Here is a 19,892-nt window from a genome sequence, read left to right as displayed (position 1 = left end):
TCATAACATAATTTTTTTGAAAGTGAATTGCATAAAATGCGATGCTATGTGATATATGGTGAAAATTGCCATTGCCGCCATCTGGTGGTGCCGGAGGAATTGGATGGGCATTACCCTCGCAAAATCAGGAATAGGCAGGATCAAACCTCATATGGTTGGTGGAGCATCTGCTGACGTTCCACCACCTGCAATTCTTTTGAACTCGAATGAAAGCGTGTTTGGCCCCAGCCCATCTGCCCGCGCTGCCGCTTGTGCGGCAATCAGCAATGTCGAGCGCTATTTGGAAAACCCTGACGATATCCTGGCCCCGGCGATTGCCGCGCAGTACGGGTTGGATGCGGCACGGATCACCACAGGACAGGGATCGGACGATCTGCTGGCCCGTCTGGCCCGCGCCTACCTAGGGCAGGGTACCGAGCTGATCCGCAGCGCCAATGGCTATCTCAAGGTGCCCAACTATGCTTTTGCCAACGATGCCGAGGTGGTGTCGGTCGCGGATGACGCATTCAAACCTTCGGTCGACCGGATGATCGACGCTTTGAACGAACGAACCCGGATCGTCTACCTCGCCAACCCCGAGAACCCGGCGGGCACCTATCTGAACGGCTCAGAGTTGCGCCGCCTGCATGCCGCGTTGCCGGAAAACGTCCTGCTGATCATCGACGCTGCCTATGAGGAATATGTCGATGCGGCAGATTATGAATCCGCGCACAGGCTGGTAGAGGCTGCCAATAACGTGGTCATGTGCCGGACGTTTTCCAAGATATTCGGGCTGGCTGGGGCGCGTGTTGGCTGGATGTACGGGCCCAACGATGTGGTCGACAATGTACGCCGGATCGGCCTGACTTTCCCGGTGGCGTCTTCTTCGGTCGCAGCTGCTGTTGCGGCGCTGGAAGACACGGTACATACCCGTTTCGTGCGAGAGACCAATTTGAACAGCCGGGCCTGGCTTAGCGCCGCGCTAACGGAAATGGGTCTGCATGTTGTCCCAAGTCAGGCCAATTTCGTGCTGGTTCATTTTCCGGACCCCGGAAAATCTGCCGAAGCGGCCGATCTTTTCCTGCGCGGACAGGGGATTGCTGTACGCCGGTTCGCCTCACCCGCCTATCGTGACCATATTCGCATCACTATCGGTCACAGGCATGAACTGCAGGCGGCACGGGATGGGCTCGCCGCATTTCTGGACGGAGGTGCCTGATGGTTGCGTCCGCTCTACCGACCGAATGTACGCCGCAGGTCAAGCATCCGTCCGGTGCGGCTATCATCGCTGCTATCAAGGCGGCGGGCGTCGGCGAAATCGTGGCATTGCCAGATATCGTTACCAGTGACGGGCTGCTCTGGCCGATCTCGCGAGACCCCGAACTTCGCCTGACCCGGATCTGCAAGGAGGATGAAGGCGTCAGCATCTGCGGGGCGATGTCCTATAACAGCACGCGCGCAATCCTGATGATGCAGCAAACAGGGCTGATGGATTCATTGAATGCGATCCGGGCCATTGGCGTCGATTATGAACTGCCGGTCGTTATGATGGTTGGCCTGCAGGGTAAGGAGCCACATATTCACCCGGACCAATCTGCCTCTTACGGGGTGCGGATTATTCGGCCGGTGTTGGATGCGATGGAACTGTCACATTCCCTGATCGAATGGCCTGGGGATGAGGCGCATATCCCGCAGGCGATTGAAGCGGCTTATGCAACTTCGAGACCCCATATATTCTTGATCGGCCGAGCACCGGAGGCATCATGACCATGCACCGCGACGCAGCGCTTAAGGCCCTGATCCCTCATATCCGCGATGACGATATTGTTGTTGCTGTGTATCAGAGCTGTTTCGACTGGCTTGCCCTGAACCCGCGCGACCTGAATTATGTGGCCGTCGGGGCGATGGGGCAGGCGTCGTCCCATGGTCTGGGTCTGGCGCTGGCCAATCCTGACCGGCGGGTCATCGTTTTGGATGGCGACGGCAGCCTGCTGATGAATCTTGGGACATTGGTGACGATTGCCAATGCCGGAGTGACGAACCTCTATCATTTCCTGTCGGCAAACCGGGTCTATGAGGTGAACGGGTCGCATCCCTTGCCTGGCGCGGATAGGGTTGATTTTGCGGCCATGGCCTGGGCTGCCGGGTATGCCAGTGTGCAGCGCTGTACCGAGCTGGATCAGTTTATAGCTGCGGTGCCTCAGGTTCTGTCATCCACCGGCCCGCAATTCGTTGCGATGGAACTGACGGAAGGTGCCCCTTACCCTCGGGACTACGCCTATATCCACAGCGCGCAGGCGCGAGCCAGCTTTCGCGAGGCGCTTAATCGTCGCTGATCTGTGATTGCACGATCTTCAAAAAGGACTGTCCCACGGCAGACAGGGGCTTGTTCTTGGACCAGAACAGGACTGCTCGAAACGTCAGAGGTGCCGCAAAAGGCAGCGCGACACAATCGGGAATGGTTTTGAGATAATCCAGACTTGCTCCGACAACCGAAACTCCTAGACCGCGCGCGACCAGACGGCACACTGCGTCGGTGGTGCGGGTCTCATACTGCATCTGACGTGAGATGCCTTTGGCCTCAAAAAACTGGTCGATCTCAAACCGGAAGCGTGAGGACGGCATATATGAGATAAAATTCTTACCCGCCAGGTCCTGCGCCTGAACTATGATTTTCTCTGCCAGAGGATGGCCGGTTGGAACGACGCAACAGACGTCACTGTTTCGGATAACCAAACTGTCAAAGGACGGGTTGGCGGGTTGGGTTGTTGTGATCCCGAAATCGTAATTCTGCGAAACCATCCATTCGACGGCGTCATCGCTGGGCGCGATTTCCATTCGGGCCATGGCCTTTGGCCAAGTAGCAGAAAACTCTTGAAGCAGGTCCGGAGCTAGCTGAGAGGACACCCCCGGCGTGATCACTAGGTTAAGCCGCGCGTGACCGAACTTGCCAATGGCATTGGCGGATTCCTTTATGTGCTCCATGCCGCTGACGGCCTGACGAACCTCTTCCACCAGCAAGCGTGCCTCATCCGTGGGAACCAAAACCCGCCCCGAGCGCTGAAACAGCTGAAAACCGACTTCGGTCTCGAAATCCGAGAGCAGGCGGCTGACCGCGGGTTGTGAGATGCCCAACATCGCCGCCGCTTCGGTTACAGTTCCGGTGGAGACTACGGTTCGAAATGCATCAACCTGTTTGAAGGTAATTTTCATGGGGGCTCAGTGCCTGATTGGGATATGCGGTCGGATTATTCATAGTTTCACATAATACAAGAATATGAAACGGGTCCGATAGGTTATACGGTCTAGAGCGCCAAATCACGGTCTGAATTTACTGCGGGCGAGTTGATACAGTGATGAATTCGATCTCATCCGACACGATCTTGCAAAACCCGTGACGCAGCTTGGCATCGAAGCTTAGGGTATCGCCAGTTGCCATAACAAAATCCTCGGTACCACACCTGTATATTGCGTCGCCCTTTATCATATAAAGAAAAACACAGCCTTCGTGCTGGTACCTGGGCAATGTCCCAGATTGGTCCTTTGAAATGGTGATACGGGCAGACTGAAACAGACCTCCCGGCCTGCCATGTTTCCCAAGCAACAGGTAGTTATGCACGTGACCCTGCGTAATACGTCGGGACATGAGACCTTCGCCTGCCTTGACGTGATGTACGTCAGCCGAAACTTCGGTGTCGGCAAACAAGGCCATCAGAGGAACATCCATCGCGTCCGCCAAAGCCTGTAGCGTGCCAAGAGACGGAGAGACGCTACCGTTCTCAATACGGCTGATCATCGAGGTCGAGACCTGCGATGTTGTCGCCAGCTCAGAGAGGATCAGATTGCGTTCCTGCCGCAGCCTTTGCAAGGTTTGCCCGACGTCACGCTCGATATCTCTTTGTTTGATCACAGTTTTCAGTGCCGATACTGCTGTTGTTGCTTAGATGATTGATTGCTTTAGTTGTGTCAATTTTTAGCATTCAGTCAATTGGTCTTTGTCAGGTTATTGAAGGCCGCTCAGCAGGATAGCGATACACTATTCTGAAGTTACCCGACTTGTCCCGCAGAGTGTTAACATTGAGTGTCCCGTCACCGAAGACAATCGACCGGAAACAAGCTCAAGGTATGCAAGAGGAAGGGTATTGTCGCACTTTTCCGCGACTGTATCAGGGAAAACTGTGGGTTCTGAACTCGGGAACGGGAGAGCTGGGCTGGATTGACATGACCCAGCAGGACCCGCGCCAACGGTTTCAACCCTTGGCCTTCTGCCCGGGCTTTGTGCGTGGCCTGGCTTTTTATGAAAATTTCGCATTTGTGGGTCTGTCCAAGCCTCGGTACGAGCGGTTCGAAGGGCTTGCGCTGGACCAGAGGTTGGAGGACGCAGACAGCGCGCCTTGGTGCGGTGTGCAGGTGATTGATCTGAACACCGGAACCTGTGTGCAATGGTTTCGTATCGACAGTGATATCGCTGAACTCTATGACGTCGAAATCCTGCCCCAGACTTCTTGCCCCCGGTCCTATGGATTCCTTACGAACGATGTTTTTGAGATTATTACTGGGATGTCAGGTTAGCCATCCACAAGTCCTCGCGTAGCTAACGGAACCGCTGAGCTCTGTTGCGCGTTTAGCGATGGCACAGCGGCTTCTGACAGGGTCGACTGGCCGGGTGAGGGGCGGAGGTTGCGGCAATCGTCCAATCCCCAACCTGTTTCCGGGAGGGGATCAATTCGCAAACGCGCATTGTGTCCGGTTCGACTACGCGGCGTCCTCCGCTGGAGGCTCCTTGGCACCGGTCATGAAAGCCACGGCGTCGGACATGGTGTAGTCCTTGGGATCAATCGTGCAAAGCCTTTTGCCTAGTCGGTGCACATGGATGCGATCGGCGACTTCGAAGACATGCGGCATGTTGTGGCTGATTAGTATGATCGGAATGCCACGTGCCCGCACGTCCTGAATAAGTTCGAGAACTTTCCGGCTCTCTTTCACCCCCAACGCAGCCGTCGGTTCATCCATGATAATGAACTTGTTCGCAAAGGCTGCGGCGCGGGCGACGGCCACACCTTGGCGCTGTCCACCAGACAGAGTCTCGATCGTCTGATTGATGGATTGAACGGTCATCAGGCCAAGCTCGGTCAGTTTTTCACGGGCGAATTTCTCCATCGCGGGGCGGTCAAGCTGACGCAGATACTTGCCCATGAACCCCGATTTTCGGATCTCGCGCCCCATGAACATGTTGTCCGCAATCGACAGGGCAGGGGACATGGCAAGTTGCTGATAGACGATCTCGATCCCCATGTTTCGTGCGTCGATCGGAGAAGTGAAGTTCACCTTCTTCCCTTCGATCAGAATATCGCCCTCATCCGGGATCGTGGCGCCGCAGATTGCTTTGACGATGGATGATTTGCCTGCACCGTTGTCCCCGATGACCGCGAGGATTTCACCCTGACGCAGTTCAAAATCGGAATGGTCTATTGCGGTCACATGCCCATAGCGTTTGACGATCCCACGGCCCTGGACGACTGGCGTAGTGTCTGACATTAGCCCGATACCTTTCTGATCCACTGGTCGACCGCGACCGCTGCGATGATGAGAAGTCCGATAAGGAGGAAGGTCCACTGCGCATCCGCGCCCAACAGCCTCAGACCTAAGGTGAACACGCCAACGATCAGTGCGCCAAACAGCGACCCCAGAATGGACCCGCGCCCGCCGAAAAGCGAGATGCCGCCGATCACGACCGCTGTGATGCTTTCGATGTTGGCCAATTGGCCAGATGTTGGTGAGACTGACCCGATGCGGCCGATCAGAGCCCAGCCGGCAAAGGCACAGATCAGACCGGATAGCATGTATACGGACATGAGTGTTCTGTGGACGTTAACGCCGGATAGCTCGGCTGCTTCCGGATCGTCGCCCACGGCATAGACGTGTCGCCCCCAAGCTGTGTGTTTAAGCGCGTAGGCCAATACAAAGATCAGGACGAGCATGAATAGGACGCCAACAGTGAATGTTGCACCGCCGATGCTGAATTTGGTGCCGAAAAATTGCAGAAAGGGGGCGTTTGCCTCGATATCCTGGCTGCGTATCGTCTCGTTTGCGGAATACAGGAAATTTGTTGCGAGAATGATCTGCCACATTCCAAGCGTGACGATGAATGGAGGAAGTTTGACGCGGCTGACAAGCCAGCCGTTGAGAGCGCCGATCAGGGTTCCGACGGCAAGTCCGCACATGACTGCGATAGGCACCGGTATGCCGTATCGGAATGAGAATTGTCCCATGATAACGGAAGAAAAAACCATGATCGCGCCCACACTCAAATCAATGCCTGCGGTCAGAATGACAAGGCTCTGTGCGGCGGCCACGATACCGACGATCTGAACCTGTTGCAGGATCAGAGTCATTGCGAAGGGCGAGAAGAATTTTGAGCCCAAAAGCAGGCCAAAGATAAAAATCGCTCCGACCAGGACAATCAGAGGTACGAGGGACGGGTTGACGTGAAGCAGATGCTGAAGCTTGCCCAGCACACCACGCCGAGGATCGTCAAACTCGGCAACAGCGTCGGTTCGACTGGTTGCAGTTTCAAATTCTTGGACGCTTTGGTTCGCTTCGGACATATCTCCCCCTTTTCGTGGCTGGCTCCGTGACCACGAAATCAGCTTACAGGAAGTTTCAGTTTGCTGGTGAAAGGAATGGTAAGGCGCCTTTGCGCGCCTCACCTGATAGGTCTGCGTTTAACCCCAGCAGAGTTCCAAACCTTCTGCGACCGAAATTGACTCCACGCCGTCAACGGGTTGATCGGTGATAAGAGCAACACCGGTGTCGTAGAAGTCTTTTCCGGGTGTATTTTCCGGCTTCGTCCCTTCGTCGGCCCATTTTTTGACGGCCTCAACCCCCAATGACGCCATCAAAAGCGGGTATTGCTGGCTTGTGGCCCCGATGACTCCGGCCTGTACGTTCTGTACGCCGGGGCAGCCGCCGTCGACCGAAACGATCAGCACGTCATTTTCACGTCCGATGGATTTCAAAGCCTCATACGCGCCCGCCGCTGCGGGTTCATTGATCGTGTGAACTACGTTGATCGCCGAATCCTTGGCCAGAAGGTTCTCCATGGCACGGCGCCCACCTTCTTCGTTGCCGTCGGTCACGTCACTGCCGACCAGACGTGCATCCGTTTCGTCGCCAATAACATTGGGATCCGCCAGCTCAACGCCAAAGCCCTCAAGAAATCCTTGATTGCGCAGAACATCCACGGTTGGCTGGCTGACATTCAAGTCCAGCGTCGCGATTTTTGCTTCTGCCGCTGCATCGCCCATCTTGGCCTTTGCCCATTGTCCGATCAGCAAACCGGCCTTGTAGTTGTCCGTCGCAAATGTGGCGTCGGCTGAATCAATCGGGCTAAGCGGTGTGTCCAGCGCGATTACCAACACTCCGGCGTCTCGCGCTTGCTTAACGGCGGGTACGATTGAGCTTGTGTCGGATGCTGTAAGCAGAATTCCTTTTGCACCATCAAGGATGCAGGTTTCAATGGCCTGAACCTGAGTTTCGTGGTCACCATCAATTTTACCGGCAAAGGCTTTCAGCGTCATGCCAAGTTCTTCGGCCTTGGCTGTCGCACCTTCTTTCATTTTTACAAAGAAGGGGTTGGTGTCGGTCTTAGTGATCAGGCAGACGGTTTCCCCGGCAGCGTGAGCTGATGCAGCACCAAACGTGAGAACGGTCGCAGATGCGGCTAGCTTGAGTAGACTTCTCATATTCTCCTCCCAGAAAATTGTTGTGGCCCCGCACGGCGCACCGGCAAGACTCGCCTCCATCCCTTAATGAAGGTCCTGTTCAAGAAACTGTGATTCTGGCCCGCCTGTCAATAAATAAATAAAGTTTATTTATTAATTTACCTGAGCGCCTTTTCATAAGAAAACAAGGTGGTTATGTTCAGGGTTATGGAGAAAGAGGCGCTAAAAATACTGACCGGCGGGGTAAGCCAAAGCGGTGTTCGCGATCACAATGAACGTCTGATTTTGACGGTTTTACAACGACATGGACCGACAGCAGGCGCCGACGTCGCGCGGCTGACGGGCCTGTCCCCACAGACCGTATCAATCATTTTGCGCAAGCTCGAAAAGGATGAGATTCTCAAGCGTGGAACTCCTCTGCGTGGAAAGGTTGGTAAACCGTCGGTTCCCATGGAGCTGAACCCGGAAGGCATCCTGTCAGTCGGGATGAAGATCGGTCGGCGCAGCGCCGATCTGCTTTTGATCGACTTCACCGGCAAGCCCCGCCAACAGATTTCAACGACCTACGATTATCCGCTGCCTGAGGCCGTGTTCGGGTTTCTGGAAACAGGTTTGGAAACGCTTCTGGCCCATGAACCCCAAAAACTTCGCGATCGCGTGTGCGGGATTGGAATTGGAACTCCATTCGAGCTTTGGAAATGGCATGATTTGTCGGGGCTGGCAGCCAAGAAATTCAGCTCTTGGAAAAACGTGAACTTCTTCTCCGAGGTTGCCAAGTTCAGCGACCTACCGGTTTTTGTCGTCAATGATGCAACGGCCGCTTGCCACGCCGAGCACCTCTATGGCCGCGGGGCTGAATATCGCGATTATTTCTACTTCTTCATCGGTTCGATGATCGGCGGCGGGGTTGCATTGAACGGCACTGTGTTCGAAGGCAATCAGGGCAATGCTGGTGCGTTGGGCGCGATGCGCACCACAGGGCCATTGGGCGAAAGCCAGCAATTGATCGATAGCGCTTCGCTGTTTTTGCTTGAGGACAGGCTGATCGAAGCGGGTGTTGATCCGGGTATTCTTTGGAAATCGCCACAGGACTGGAGCAGCATTTCCAGGTATGTCGAACCATGGATTGGCACGACAGCACAGGAATTGGCCAAGGCTGCACTGTCAATTTGTGCTGTCATCGACTTTGAGGCCATTTTCATAGACGGCGCGTTTCCGACGAATGTGCGGGAAGAACTGGTCTCACGCGTGCGCCGCTATCTGGTTAACCAAGACAAGCGCGGATTGATCCCACCAGTTGTCGAAGCCGCTGCGGTTGGAAAAAACGCCCGTGGTATTGGGGCGGCCAGCAGCCCGATTTTCCGCCAGTTTTTATTGAACACGAATGCAGGGCTTTCAGGGATGTAGTCGAAGTTCACGTGCTTGTTTCGCGCACGGTCAAGGATTTGGGCGCCAAGTCTGGGATACAGTATTGGTCAGGAATCCCGGCCGCGAAACTGTACAAAAAACTAAGAGAAGACTTTGGCCACGTCATCGCCAGTTTCTTTTTGACGCACCAGCACGAGTGCGATGCTTGTCAGCCCGAAAACAATAAATGGCAGCATCAGCAGGTTTTCAAGCCTTGGATATACGGCGTCAATATCTGACAACCGTTCGAACAGATGTGTGTGAAAGACCAATGCCCGAGTGGTGAGGTTTATGATGAAGATCGCTGTTACAACGACAAAGAACTGCAGTGCAATTTTCCAAGTTCTGACGGGTTTTCCAAAATCTGCCACGCTAAGCCGCGATGAACCAAGTACAACTGCAAATAACCACATGACGATGGAACATTTTACCGTAATCGTCGTTGTCGGGCTATTCAGAACCAAGTTTGACCCCAAGATTATTCCACTGGTGGCGAATGCAAAAATAGCAGCGAGTGCGCGGGCAGAATAATGAGCTTGGCGCAGTGCGGTTATATCGTCGGATACAACCTCGCCAGGTATCGGCCAGAGCGCACGAAGGCAGCCCACAATGCCCAGACAAATGTACAAGGCTCCACATCCCAACGAGAGAAGCGGTGCGATGTTGGCTGGAGCCAGCCAAGCCACCAAGGGCGCGTCAAATGCTACCACCCCTGTCAAAGTGATCATGACACCGCCGAACAGGCATACTGCAACCTGAATTAAGATATGTAGTGCCTTATAGGGCGCGACGATCTTGTCGTTCAGTCCGGGTACGCTTAATAATGCGAGGATGGCGACAAGGCCGGCAACGGTGAAATATGGAATAATGCCCAGATCGGATCTGGTATTCCAATCAAGCTGTTGCACCAGATACGACACTGACAATGCGACTGTCAAAGTCGTGATCGCGATGACAATTCTCAGCAATAAACGATGAGCTATTAGTATAAACCAATTCATAGGTGGGGCTTATTCGGGAAACTTGGCTAAACTACGACGTGTTTGTTTCTCTGCGCTGCCACTTGAGTAACCAATCAGGTTCCTCAAGACCATTCCCAAAACCATGTTTGTTGAACGTTTCTTCCTAGGTTGGCATTGAGGCCTCTGTTGTAGACGGTACGCTGTGATCTTCGGTTTTCCCGGTTCCAGATTGGTGTGTAAGCGGTACTTAGTTTGATCCAGAAGGTCCTATAGGCAAAATACTGACCCATCTCGCAGATTTCGCTGGGTACTATTAAGGCATATGCCTAACCTAATAACTGCATTGAAACGCTACGCGCTGACACGGAGATCTTGTGCCAGAACCAGGCGAGATCAGTTAACAACTTAAGATTGCGTGCCGGCTGGCATTCTACTATCGGTATGCACATGAGCCGTTATTTGCGATTGATTTACTTAACCAGCATTTTCTTTATGCCGCATTTGACAGCTGCCCAAGAGGCTACCGAAAACCCCGTTGAGATCAGCGAAAGTGGCGAAGCCTATCTGAAGGCGATAAGATTAAGCCGTGTCGATGCAGATGTGGCCTACTTCGATCCGGCAAGCCCTCCGCCCTCGATGCAGACAACGCAGGAGCCGCGACCACCCTCTAGTTCAAACCAATGGTCGGTGCGCGGCGGTGTGAATTTCCCAACTCTGCTGATTTCCGCCGCGATCCTGATGATGATCGCTTTTGTTTTTGTTCGCTACGGCAGTGGCTTTGCCGTCACATTCGGGCGTGAGGGCGAGAATACGGAAAGCGGGCGTAACGGACAGACACCGCGTGCGGGGTTAGGAACGCCGCCCACTCCGGGCAGCTTGAATGCGATCCTGCGCATGGGCGACCGGCGCGAAGCTTTGATCCGGTTGGCGCAGGCCGCCCTGGGCGCGGCGATCAAGGTCAATGGGGTGCTGCTGCAGCGAAGCTGGACCGCCCGCGACGCGTTGCGCCACTTGCCAGAGGACCAACGTTGTCTTGGCGCACTGCGCAATTTGGTTTTGGCAAGCGAACGGGTACATTTTGGGGGACGGGACGTAAGCGAGGAAGACTTTCAGGCCCATGTAGCGGATATCCGCCCGCTGTTGACTGAGGCACCCGAATGAACCCCTCAGCCACCGAAGAAACAAGGCGCGGCCCCAGAAGTGAAACCCTGATTATTCTGGCTTTCGTCGCATTGCTGCTGTTCACGATCTTTTACGTTATATCTCAACGCCAGCAGGTGCTGAGAAGTTCTCCGTCGGGGTTTGACGGCCTGCGGATCTGGCTAAACACGAATGAGGTAAGTGCGCAGAGCTTTCTGGGGGGCTGGCAGGTCGATCAGGAAACCGTTGGCCTGTTGGTGCTGCCGCTATTTGACACTGTGCTGGATGAGGATCGGGTTCATCCGCGCACAAAAGAAGACCTGCTGTTACAGCAGGATGAATACGATCTGCGGCTTGATGCTGTGCTGGAAAAGGCCAGTTTGGTACAAACTCTGGTGATCCTGCCCAAATGGCGCAGCGGGATGCGGCTAACCGGTCGGGCGCATCCGGTCTTGCTAAGTAAGCAGCAACAGATCGAAACCCTGCTGCAACAGCTGACAGGTCAAAGGGGCGCTCGGATCGAATATGCGCGCTCGCCCTTTATGGATTTCGACTTTTTTGACGGCGCAGACGTCCGGCAATCGGCTCAGATCTATGCGGCACAACTGTTCACCGGCGCTGATTGTTCTCTGCTGATTGGAAACTCGGATGCGATGCTCCTGGCGGAATGCCCGTTGGCGGGTGGTGCGGCCGGCGCACGGGTGTTGGTCCTGTCGGACCCCGATTTGTTGAACAACCATGGGCTGCGCTTGGGCGATAATGCCACAATCGCCCGCAATCTTCTGAGCGCACTCGCCGACGAGCGCAACGTGATGATCGACTATAGCCGCGAGGTCTGGCTCTCGGACCCCGAAGAGAGTGTGCGCTATGAACGCAGCTGGGCGGATCTGAAGCGATTTTTTGGGCCGCCATTCCTGTCCCTCTGGCTGAGCGGGGTATTGGTGTTGGCTTTGTTTATCTGGCGCTCATGGCAGCGTTATGGCCCGGTGCAGGCTGAGGACTGTGTCGACACAAGCGCAAAATCGCTGGCGGTGCGAGCGCGGGCGCGTCTGATGCGGCTGTCGGATCAAGACGGGGCTCTGGCCGGTGAATACGCAAAGGCCCGGCTTGCGGCATCGGCGTCGGCTTTGTTTGGCCCGGCGCTTGCCCATCACTATGCCGAACCCAAGGTCTTTTTGGGCTATGTGGCGCGGCACAATCCGGATCTCTCTCGCGACCTGGAAACAGTGTTGAGGGATATCCGGAACCTTCCACATCGGATCCCACCGGCAGAGGCAATGCGTCATGTGGACGAACTTGAAGCGCTATTGGAGCAGATAACGAATGACACTTGAAACATTGCGCGCGCGCTCGGACGCGCTGCGTGCCGAAATCGGCAAAACGGTGCTGGGGCAGGAGGATGTGGTCGAGCTGCTTTTGGTCTCGCTTTTTGCGCGCGGCCATGTCTTGCTTGAGGGGCCGCCGGGCACCGCCAAGACCCTGTTGGCGCGCAGTTTTGCTGCCGCACTGGATCTGGAATTCGGGCGTATCCAGTTCACCCCCGATCTGATGCCAGGAGACGTACTGGGCTCCTCGATCTTCAATTTTCAGACCAATGATTTTGTCCTGACGCGCGGCCCGGTCTTTACCCAGGTGCTTCTGGCGGATGAGATTAACCGCGCGCCTCCCAAAACGCAGGCTGCGCTCTTGCAGGCGATGAACGAACGGATGGTCAGCATTGATGGCAATGATCACTCCCTGGGTCGTGAATTCATTGTAGTCGCCACCCAAAACCCGATCGAACAACAAGGTACGTACCCCTTACCAGAGGCGCAGTTGGACCGGTTTCTCTTTAAGCTTGAAATCGACTTCCCGCCTGAGGCAATCGAATTGGCGATCCTGCGCCAGCATGCCAAAGCCCCGATCGAAAGCGGTATGGAAACGGATGTACTGTCGAAGACCCTGGATGCGGCTGCCCTGGCGGAATGCCGGGCACTGATCGACGGGATTATCCTCGATGACGATATTCTTGCCTACATCCTGCGGCTGGTCCGGGCGACACGGGAAAGCGCCGAGATTGCTTTTGGCGCGTCTACCCGCGCGGCTGACGCACTGGCAGCGGCGACGCGGGCACAGGCAGGGTTAAACGGACGGGATTTTGCAATCCCGGACGACGTAAAACGGCTTTTCGTACCTGCGTTACGCCATCGAGTAGTTCTGGGTGCCTCGGCCGAGATTGAGGGCCGAAACTCTGCTATGGTTCTCGAAAACATCCTCAACCAGATCGAGGCTCCCCGCTGATACGTCCATCTACCAGATTTCTGAGCGCCGCCTGCGTCGCCCTTGTGTTGTCGATTCTGGGACTTGCATTTTTCGGCGGGTTGCGTGAATTGGCGCTGGTGCCGTGGGCCCTGTTGGCGCTTTTGTCAGCGGCGGACCTGCTGATGTCCTTCAGCCGTCGAAAGCAATTGGTTTTCGACATGCGGCCCGAGATTTTCGTGGGCGAAATGCAGGTGCTGAAATTGCAGGTTCCGGACGCTCCGAAAGACTTGCAGGCGCGGCTAGAATGGCCAAAAGGATTGAGCGGCGCGGCGGAGTTCGAGTTCAGTATTGGACCGGATGGGACCGGATCAGCCGAGATTGACTGTCGCGGTGTGCGGCGCGGTATCTGGGCATTCGAACATCTCTGGCTTCACTGGTCGTCACGCCTGAAGCTTTTTGATTTCGTGCCTCGATTGAACTTCGCGCTGGAGGTTCAGGTTGTGCCCAATATCCGGATGATTCAGTCGGGTGAGATTGCCACGACGGTGCAGTCCACACTTTATGGCGTGAAGGAAAACCGTGCCATCGGCGAAGGGTCCGAATTTCACCAGCTTCGTGATTTCGTACAGGGTATGGACGTTAAATCGATCGACTGGAAACGCTCGGCCAAACGGCGGGGGCTTGTAGCCAAAGAGTTAAGGTCCGAGCGCAATCACCACGTTATCGTAGCGCTGGATAACGGCTATCTGATGCGTGAAGAGATCGCCGGTTTGCCCAAGATTGACCATGCCGTTACTGCAGCGCTGGCCGTGGCCTGGGCGGCGGCAATTGGCGGTGATCTGGTGGGGTATTACGCCTATGACGTGCGTCCGCGATCTTTTGTGGCACCACGGGCGGGGCGACAGACCTTCGCGCGCCTGCGCACCTGGACCAGCGAGCTGGCCTATGTGGGCCACGAGACCAACCACACCCTGGCCCTGACTGAATTGAATGCCCGCACCCCAAAACGTAGTCTGATCATCATTTTCACGGATTTCATCGACACGACTTCGGCCGAGCTACTGATCGAGAACATCGCCATTCTGTCAAAGCGTCATCTGCTGATCTTCGTCACCATCCGCGACCCAGAGGTCGAGGCGCTGGTGGAATCCGCACCCAAGGATCTGGATGGGGTCGCCACGCTGGTGGCCGCGAACCAGACGATCAGCGAGCGTCGTCTGGTGCTGGAAAAGTTAGCGCGTTTGGGGGTCACGGTGCTGGATGCGCGTCCCGATACGGTGACTGCCAAGCTGATCTCGACCTATCTGGAAATCAAGGCGCGGGAGTTGATCTGATGGCAGAAAGCGACCTCATCCGCTCGGCCCGGTTCCGGAAAGAGCGCGAAGCCGACTGGCGTCGTCTGGAAACTTTGGTCACTCAGGCCGAGCGTGTCGGACTACAGCGAATGGATTTCGCGGCCGCTCGCGATCTGGCCGCGCTTTACCGAAATGCGACCACATCTCTGGCCATTGCCCGCGAAATTTCGTTGGACAAGGCGCTGCTGGACTATCTCGAAGCGCTGACCGCTCGCGCCTATCTGTCAGTCTATGCCCCTCAGGAGCGCCTGGGCGGGCTTGTGCGCAAGTTTTTTGTAAGCGGCGCGCCGATTGCGATACGTCGATCCTGGCTGTTTATCCTGATTGGTTTCCTGTGTATGGGGCTGGGGGTTTTGGCAGGATATCAGCTGTTTCTGGAAAACCCGGCCTGGTATCATGTATTTATGCCGCCGGAACTGTCCGGAGGGCGCGGGCCAACATCGACGACCGAAGAGCTGCGGCAAGTGATTTATGATCAGGATCCCAGCACCTCGGGACTTGGGGCCTTTGCCACATTCCTGTTCTCGCACAACACGCGGATTGCGATCTTTGTGTTTGGCCTTGGGGTATTCCTATGTGCGCCGGCGGTCTTGCTGACTTTCTACAATGGGCTGTCGCTGGGCGCATTTTATGCGCTGCACGTTGAACGCGGACTGGGCAGCGATCTTGGGGGCTGGTTGTCTATCCACGGGGTGACCGAGTTGTCGGCGATCTGCATTGCATGCGGCGGTGGGGTGCAACTGGGGGCAGCGATCCTGTTTCCGGGGAAACGAAGCCGCCGCGCTGCTTTACGCTACGCGGGCCGGGATGCGGTGAAGCTGGCGCTGGTGGCGGCCTTTATGCTGGTGGTCGCGGCCCTTGTGGAAGGGTTCGGGCGCCAGCTTATCCAGGACAAAGCTACAAGGTACGTGATTGGCTGGGGGCTAGGACTATGCTGGCTGGCCTGGTTTGCCTTGGGCGGAAGGGTGCGGCAATGAAGCTGTGGCGACGCACAGACAAGGCGGCAACCTCGTCGCCGAGTGAGTTGGTCCCACCAGAAGGCGTACCCATTTACCTTGAGGTGGCCGGGCTGGGGGTGCGGCTTGCCGCGCAAATCACGGATATTGGCATCACGCTGATCGCCGCCATCGCGGTGCTTGTGCTGATCTTATCCTTGGGGGTTGGCGATCCGAGTACGCTGCTCGCCATCGGCAGTCTGCTCTTCTTTGTGATCCGGGTGCCATATTACGTCATAGCCGAGTTGGCCTGGAATGGGCAGACTTTGGGCAAGCGACTGATGAAGATCAAGGTCGTCTCACATGACGGCCGATCGCTCAACACGCATGCGCTGGTGCTCAGGAACTTTATGAAAGAGGCTGAGATATTTCTGCCCGCAACCCTTCTGCTGACACTTGATGCCTCATCACCCGTGGCCTCGGGGGTGGCACTGGCTTGGATACTAGGGGGGCTGTTTGTGCCGCTGTTCAATCGTCACAGGCAAAGGCTGGGCGACATTATGGCGGGCACCCACGTTATCCACCTGCCGGTACCGGTGCTGTTGAAGGATCTGGCTCAGGTCCCGGTCAAAGCAGCGGCAGCAACCAAAAGCTATACCTTTCTAACCCATCAGCTTGATCACTACGGGGCGTTCGAGTTGCAGGCCTTGGAAAAGCTCTTGAGGTCGCAGGAGAAAGGCGGTGTGTTGGTTCGGTCAAAGAACAACCAGGCCACAATAGAAAGCGTTGTCGAAAAGATCCGCCAGAAGATCGGTTACGCGAACAAGGTGCCCGAGGCCGAGCGGCTGAAATTCCTCGGGGCGTTCTACAATGCGCAGCGTGAACATCTTGAAAAGCGCCAATTGTTCGGCGAGCGCCGCAAAGACAAACATTATGCCGCCGAAGATAGCCCCTCGTGATCAAAACCGATGGCTGCCCTTTTTCTGACCAAAAATCGACTTGCAGAGGCCGTTTTCAAGCTCAATTACAGGTGTCATAAGGATACTGCGAACAACCTTCGGGTGATTGTTGTGCAGCAGCAAAGACACAAAGGTATAGTGAGGTTAAACTATGGCCAGTACGACAGAATATAGTGACAGAGAGTCTCTTGGCGTCGGAAGTATCGTGGGTGAGAGTTTTTCGATCCTCTTCAAAAATTTTATTGCCGTCATCCTGCTGGCGCTCGCACCGATGTTGCTGAGTTCAATAATTGCAGGCGCGATGGTCGGAGCGGATGTTGCTTTGGGTGTAGCAGATCCAGATTTTAGTACGTCTACAAGCGTCACAACCTGGGTGCTGACGATCGTTCTGCAGATCGTGTTCTACGCCCTTACAACGGCCCTTCTGGTGCAACTGGCCTATGATTCCAAACTCGGACGCCCGCTGCAGTTGGGCCGTTACTTTTCGCCAGCTCTGCGAGCGGCCCTCCCGATCGCGATCCTGACGACGATCAGTAGTATTCTGGCCGGATTTGCATCACTTGCTTTGATTATTCCCGGTATTTGGGTTTACGCGGTTTTTTCGGTGGTGGCGCCCGCCGTAGTGATCGAGGGGGCCGGGTTTGGCGGGCTTGGACGCAGCGCGGCTCTGACCAAAGGATATCGCTGGCCGATCTTCGGCGCTTTGCTTCTGGTCGGGATCTGCGCCGGGATCGTCAATTTCCTCGCCGGTGTGTTTGCCGGTGTTCTGGCTGATGTTGGAAGCTGGGCAATGATTGTCGGGTTCTCGATTATTGCAGCACTTTCTGCGGGGTTGACCGGCATCTCGATCGCCCTGATTTACGCCCGTCTGCGCGAGATCAAGGAAGGCGTGACCGTCGATCAGATCGCATCCGTGTTTGATTGATCGCTTAAGGAACATATGATTCATCAAAGGGGGCGATCACCCCTTGATGACCGAAGGCGCAGGCTTGCGCCTTCGGTTATTCCCCCAAGAGAGATTTGACCAACTTGTCGGGATGTCGCGATTCTTTGTCCTTCCGATACGCTTGGCGGATCGGCACATTGGCGAAGATGATTGGCCGCTTTTTCCAAGGTTTACACAAGCGGCCGTTCGATTTGCTTTGGGAATTGGCTGCATTGAAGGGGTGGCGTGGAAACGCGCAATCTGTGCCTGCGTTACTGGTCGAGGTTTTTGGGCTGGACAGTTTTTGACAATCTTGTTTGGGTGCGCTGCGCCACACTCATTCGTCAGGAGATTTCAATGCCCCAAGCATCCGACACCAACCGTCGCATAGTTCTTGCAGAGCGCCCCACTGGTCACCCGGACAAAAACACGCTGCGGCTTGAAATCACGGACATTCCAACACCCGGTAACGGAGAGATGCTGGTGCGCACGGTGTACCTGTCTCTGGACCCTTATATGCGGGGTCGTATGAATGACGCGAAATCCTACGCTGAACCGGTTCCGATCGATGGCGTCATGACGGCACAGGTTGTGGGGCAGGTAGTGGAATCGAACCTCGAAGGGTACGAAGCCGGAGACTACGTTCTAAACACGAGTGGCTGGCAGGATTATGCGATCTCAACTGGTGAGCAGGTCGTCAATCTTGGCAAGACGCCGGACAATCCGTCCTGGGCGTTGGGTATCCTGGGAATGCCCGGCTACACGGCTTATGCGGGATTGTTGAAAATTGGGGAGCCAAAACCCGGTGAAACCGTTGTTGTGGCGGCTGCGGCTGGACCGGTAGGCGCAACCGTGGGTCAGATCGCAAAGCTAAAAGGGTGCCGCGTGGTGGGTATCGCGGGTGGCCCGGAAAAATGTGAACACGTGGTAAAGAACCTCGGGTTCGACGCATGTGTAGATCACCGCACGGCGGATCTGTCGGCGAAATTGCGCGACGCGTGCCCTGATGGCATTGATGTCTACTTCGAGAATGTCGGCGGCAAGGTGCTGTATGCGGTCTTACCGCTTTTGAATTCGTTTGCGCGTGTTCCGGTCTGTGGCGTCGTGGCCTGGTACAACTTGCCGGGTTTGCCGGACGGACCGGATATGGGCCCGGTGATCATGGGTACCTTGTTGCGGATGAAGGTCAAAATGCAGGGTTTCATAATTTTCGACAGTTTCGGCCCCGAGGTTTACGCCGAGTTCGTTCGGGACATGACAGGATGGCTGAAGGACGGTTCAATTACGTATAAAGAGCATGTGGTTGAAGGTCTTGAAAATGCTCCGGCAGCATTTAACCAACTGCTGGCCGGAGAAAACTTTGGGAAAATGGTTGTAAAGGTGGATTGAGCCAGGGCAGTGAAAGTTGTTCCTTCCAATCCAGGCCCCAATTCGTTCGCGAAACGCATGAGTGCTAAGTTTCACAACGTTTTAATGACCTGTCTCGGGACTCATTGTTTTTCGTTTGGTGCATGATTCATGATTGAATAAATCGAGCAGTGAACAAGCCTGACCTTTTTCGGCGGAGCGACAAGCGGATGGCTCCGTCTGGAACCTTTCTGTCTGTCCCAATTTCCATGGTAAAGCTCTCGCCGATGACTGCCGGGTCCTGAGCCCAGAGACCATCCACACTGGAACGCAAGATCATCGGCATCTCTGTTTCAGAAAGTTGGCGGCCACAAGGCCGTCTAGGCGCTCAGTGTTTGTGATTGGGCGTGGAAGTTACAATGTAGAAAGACCGCATGGCGCTAATCGGCGATAGCGCCTCACATAGCGCCCGGCGAGCCGATCCACAAATTCATCCGCGCTGAGCGCGGTCCGGTGATATGCTCAAAACGCGTATGGTGTGATTTCGCGAGGAAAACGGAAGCCTGTCGTGCATGGTATGGCCGCCAGCCTCGATATCCGCATCCGTTTACCCCGGCGATAACGGGGTGCAATTTTGCAATGCTAACTGGGGAAGTCGCCGTTGTTTGGAACATCAAACTGTCCGTCGGCAGAGTTTTTGGGTCCAAAGGTCGCCTGAACTAAGAGAGTGTCTGGCTCATCTGGTTGGGTTGATTATGCGGCGCGTTGGCTGTGATGCAAGCGGCGCGCTTCGAGCGTCTTTCGTTTGATCTTTTCTCGTTGTTGTAGAATGGCTTTGTCCCGTCCGAAGTAGACGTCGGCAGGTGTGACGTTGTTCAGGCTCTCGTGGTAGCGCTGGTGGTTGTAGTGGTCGACGAA

Annotated in this window: 19 protein-coding genes and 1 pseudogene; 13 read left to right on the top strand and 7 right to left on the bottom strand. The window is 55.4% G+C overall.

The window, feature by feature from the left end; translation table 11 throughout:
- Positions 1-103 precede the first annotated feature (103 nt).
- From DS906_RS18340 to DS906_RS18330, 3 genes are read left to right on the top strand one after another with little or no spacing between them, the layout of a single operon-like run.
- Positions 104-1,198 carry a histidinol-phosphate transaminase gene (locus DS906_RS18340; RefSeq protein ID WP_113791530.1) on the top strand — a complete coding sequence of 365 codons (1,095 nt, stop codon included), beginning with the start codon at positions 104-106 and terminating at the stop codon, positions 1,196-1,198.
- Positions 1,198-1,746, top strand: coding sequence for a decarboxylase (locus DS906_RS18335; protein WP_113791529.1), 549 nt, complete (start codon positions 1,198-1,200; stop codon positions 1,744-1,746). Before DS906_RS18340 ends, DS906_RS18335 begins: the two co-directional genes overlap by 1 nt.
- On the top strand, positions 1,743-2,315 hold the full coding sequence (locus DS906_RS18330; RefSeq protein ID WP_113791528.1) for a thiamine pyrophosphate-dependent enzyme: 573 nt from the start codon (positions 1,743-1,745) through the stop codon (positions 2,313-2,315). The genes DS906_RS18335 and DS906_RS18330 overlap by 4 nt, the downstream gene beginning before the upstream one ends.
- On the opposite strand, the gene DS906_RS18325 is transcribed toward DS906_RS18330, so the two are convergent.
- Both DS906_RS18325 and DS906_RS18320 read right to left on the bottom strand, forming a co-directional pair.
- The gene (locus tag DS906_RS18325; protein WP_113791527.1) at positions 2,302-3,192 is read right to left on the bottom strand and encodes a LysR substrate-binding domain-containing protein; all 891 of its coding nucleotides are present in this window, start codon (positions 3,190-3,192) and stop codon (positions 2,302-2,304) included. The two genes, DS906_RS18330 and DS906_RS18325, sit on opposite strands and share 14 nt — an antisense overlap.
- 118 nt (positions 3,193-3,310) lie before the next feature.
- Complete coding sequence (locus DS906_RS18320; RefSeq protein WP_113791526.1) at positions 3,311-3,889, bottom strand: helix-turn-helix transcriptional regulator; 579 nt, start codon at positions 3,887-3,889, stop codon at positions 3,311-3,313.
- 215 nt (positions 3,890-4,104) lie between these two features.
- Between DS906_RS18320 and DS906_RS18315 the strand changes: the two genes are divergently transcribed.
- Positions 4,105-4,551 (top strand): DUF4915 domain-containing protein, encoded by a 447-nt coding sequence (locus DS906_RS18315; RefSeq protein WP_113791525.1) that lies wholly within the window; start codon positions 4,105-4,107, stop codon positions 4,549-4,551.
- A gap of 183 nt (positions 4,552-4,734) precedes the next feature.
- On the opposite strand, the gene DS906_RS18310 is transcribed toward DS906_RS18315, so the two are convergent.
- The 3 genes from DS906_RS18310 to DS906_RS18300 form a co-directional block, all read right to left on the bottom strand.
- Positions 4,735-5,517 (bottom strand): ATP-binding cassette domain-containing protein, encoded by a 783-nt coding sequence (locus DS906_RS18310; RefSeq protein ID WP_113791524.1) that lies wholly within the window; start codon positions 5,515-5,517, stop codon positions 4,735-4,737.
- Entirely contained in the window at positions 5,517-6,587 is a 1,071-nt protein-coding gene (locus DS906_RS18305; RefSeq protein ID WP_113791523.1) for an ABC transporter permease, read from the bottom strand. Before DS906_RS18305 ends, DS906_RS18310 begins: the two co-directional genes overlap by 1 nt.
- A 117-nt stretch (positions 6,588-6,704) precedes the next feature.
- Positions 6,705-7,724, bottom strand: a complete 1,020-nt coding sequence (locus DS906_RS18300) for a sugar ABC transporter substrate-binding protein (protein WP_113791522.1) — start codon at positions 7,722-7,724, stop codon at positions 6,705-6,707.
- Positions 7,725-7,910: 186 nt separating this feature from the next.
- Here DS906_RS18300 and DS906_RS18295 point away from each other — a divergent pair, with 186 nt between their 5' ends.
- Positions 7,911-9,110, top strand: coding sequence for an ROK family transcriptional regulator (locus tag DS906_RS18295; protein WP_113791521.1), 1,200 nt, complete (start codon positions 7,911-7,913; stop codon positions 9,108-9,110).
- A 101-nt stretch (positions 9,111-9,211) separates the two neighbouring features.
- On the opposite strand, the gene DS906_RS18290 is transcribed toward DS906_RS18295, so the two are convergent.
- Positions 9,212-10,018 (bottom strand): hypothetical protein, encoded by an 807-nt coding sequence (locus tag DS906_RS18290; RefSeq protein ID WP_158541343.1) that lies wholly within the window; start codon positions 10,016-10,018, stop codon positions 9,212-9,214.
- 501 nt (positions 10,019-10,519) lie between these two features.
- Between DS906_RS18290 and DS906_RS18285 the strand changes: the two genes are divergently transcribed.
- The 8 genes from DS906_RS18285 to DS906_RS18250 all read left to right on the top strand — a co-directional run bounded on the left by DS906_RS18285 (position 10,520) and on the right by DS906_RS18250 (position 19,016).
- On the top strand, positions 10,520-11,233 hold the full coding sequence (locus DS906_RS18285) for a DUF4129 domain-containing protein (protein ID WP_233494839.1): 714 nt from the start codon (positions 10,520-10,522) through the stop codon (positions 11,231-11,233).
- Complete coding sequence (locus DS906_RS18280; RefSeq protein ID WP_113791518.1) at positions 11,230-12,546, top strand: hypothetical protein; 1,317 nt, start codon at positions 11,230-11,232, stop codon at positions 12,544-12,546. Before DS906_RS18285 ends, DS906_RS18280 begins: the two co-directional genes overlap by 4 nt.
- The gene (locus DS906_RS18275; RefSeq protein ID WP_113791517.1) at positions 12,536-13,492 is read left to right on the top strand and encodes a MoxR family ATPase; all 957 of its coding nucleotides are present in this window, start codon (positions 12,536-12,538) and stop codon (positions 13,490-13,492) included. Before DS906_RS18280 ends, DS906_RS18275 begins: the two co-directional genes overlap by 11 nt.
- A gap of 44 nt (positions 13,493-13,536) precedes the next feature.
- Positions 13,537-14,787, top strand: a complete 1,251-nt coding sequence (locus tag DS906_RS18270; RefSeq protein ID WP_113791516.1) for a DUF58 domain-containing protein — start codon at positions 13,537-13,539, stop codon at positions 14,785-14,787.
- A complete protein-coding gene (locus DS906_RS18265; RefSeq protein ID WP_113791515.1) occupies positions 14,787-15,785 on the top strand; it encodes a stage II sporulation protein M in 999 nt (332 codons plus the stop codon). Before DS906_RS18270 ends, DS906_RS18265 begins: the two co-directional genes overlap by 1 nt.
- Positions 15,782-16,702: an RDD family protein gene (locus DS906_RS18260; RefSeq protein ID WP_113791514.1), complete on the top strand. Its 921-nt coding sequence runs from the start codon at positions 15,782-15,784 to the stop codon at positions 16,700-16,702. The genes DS906_RS18265 and DS906_RS18260 overlap by 4 nt, the downstream gene beginning before the upstream one ends.
- Before the next feature lie 151 nt (positions 16,703-16,853).
- Entirely contained in the window at positions 16,854-17,627 is a 774-nt protein-coding gene (locus tag DS906_RS18255) for a hypothetical protein (RefSeq protein ID WP_113791513.1), read from the top strand.
- Between the two features lie 357 nt (positions 17,628-17,984).
- A complete protein-coding gene (locus tag DS906_RS18250; protein WP_113791512.1) occupies positions 17,985-19,016 on the top strand; it encodes an NADP-dependent oxidoreductase in 1,032 nt (343 codons plus the stop codon).
- A gap of 711 nt (positions 19,017-19,727) precedes the next feature.
- Here DS906_RS18250 and DS906_RS18245 read toward each other — a convergent pair.
- Positions 19,728-19,892, bottom strand: a pseudogene (locus DS906_RS18245) (IS3 family transposase); the annotation flags it as partial.

Origin of the sequence: Ruegeria sp. A3M17 (assembly GCF_003318255.1) — a bacterium.
Classification (GTDB): domain Bacteria; phylum Pseudomonadota; class Alphaproteobacteria; order Rhodobacterales; family Rhodobacteraceae; genus Ruegeria.
This window is presented reverse-complemented; position numbering and strand designations above follow the sequence as displayed.

Excerpts from the sequence above, each read along its gene's own strand:
- DS906_RS18300 (WP_113791522.1), bottom strand. The coding sequence starts at position 7,724 with ATGAGAAGTCTACTCAAGCTAGCCGCATCTGCGACCGTTCTCACGTTT.
- DS906_RS18280 (WP_113791518.1), top strand. The coding sequence starts at position 11,230 with ATGAACCCCTCAGCCACCGAAGAAACAAGGCGCGGCCCCAGAAGTGAA.
- DS906_RS18265 (WP_113791515.1), top strand. The coding sequence starts at position 14,787 with ATGGCAGAAAGCGACCTCATCCGCTCGGCCCGGTTCCGGAAAGAGCGC.
- DS906_RS18250 (WP_113791512.1), top strand. The coding sequence starts at position 17,985 with ATGCCCCAAGCATCCGACACCAACCGTCGCATAGTTCTTGCAGAGCGC.
- DS906_RS18260 (WP_113791514.1), top strand. The coding sequence starts at position 15,782 with ATGAAGCTGTGGCGACGCACAGACAAGGCGGCAACCTCGTCGCCGAGT.
- DS906_RS18335 (WP_113791529.1), top strand. The coding sequence starts at position 1,198 with ATGGTTGCGTCCGCTCTACCGACCGAATGTACGCCGCAGGTCAAGCAT.
- DS906_RS18325 (WP_113791527.1), bottom strand. The coding sequence starts at position 3,192 with ATGAAAATTACCTTCAAACAGGTTGATGCATTTCGAACCGTAGTCTCC.
- DS906_RS18305 (WP_113791523.1), bottom strand. The coding sequence starts at position 6,587 with ATGTCCGAAGCGAACCAAAGCGTCCAAGAATTTGAAACTGCAACCAGT.
- DS906_RS18285 (WP_233494839.1), top strand. The coding sequence starts at position 10,520 with ATGAGCCGTTATTTGCGATTGATTTACTTAACCAGCATTTTCTTTATG.
- DS906_RS18275 (WP_113791517.1), top strand. The coding sequence starts at position 12,536 with ATGACACTTGAAACATTGCGCGCGCGCTCGGACGCGCTGCGTGCCGAA.
- DS906_RS18255 (WP_113791513.1), top strand. The coding sequence starts at position 16,854 with ATGGCCAGTACGACAGAATATAGTGACAGAGAGTCTCTTGGCGTCGGA.
- DS906_RS18330 (WP_113791528.1), top strand. The coding sequence starts at position 1,743 with ATGACCATGCACCGCGACGCAGCGCTTAAGGCCCTGATCCCTCATATC.
- DS906_RS18310 (WP_113791524.1), bottom strand. The coding sequence starts at position 5,517 with ATGTCAGACACTACGCCAGTCGTCCAGGGCCGTGGGATCGTCAAACGC.
- DS906_RS18315 (WP_113791525.1), top strand. The coding sequence starts at position 4,105 with ATGCAAGAGGAAGGGTATTGTCGCACTTTTCCGCGACTGTATCAGGGA.
- DS906_RS18340 (WP_113791530.1), top strand. The coding sequence starts at position 104 with ATGGGCATTACCCTCGCAAAATCAGGAATAGGCAGGATCAAACCTCAT.
- DS906_RS18295 (WP_113791521.1), top strand. The coding sequence starts at position 7,911 with ATGGAGAAAGAGGCGCTAAAAATACTGACCGGCGGGGTAAGCCAAAGC.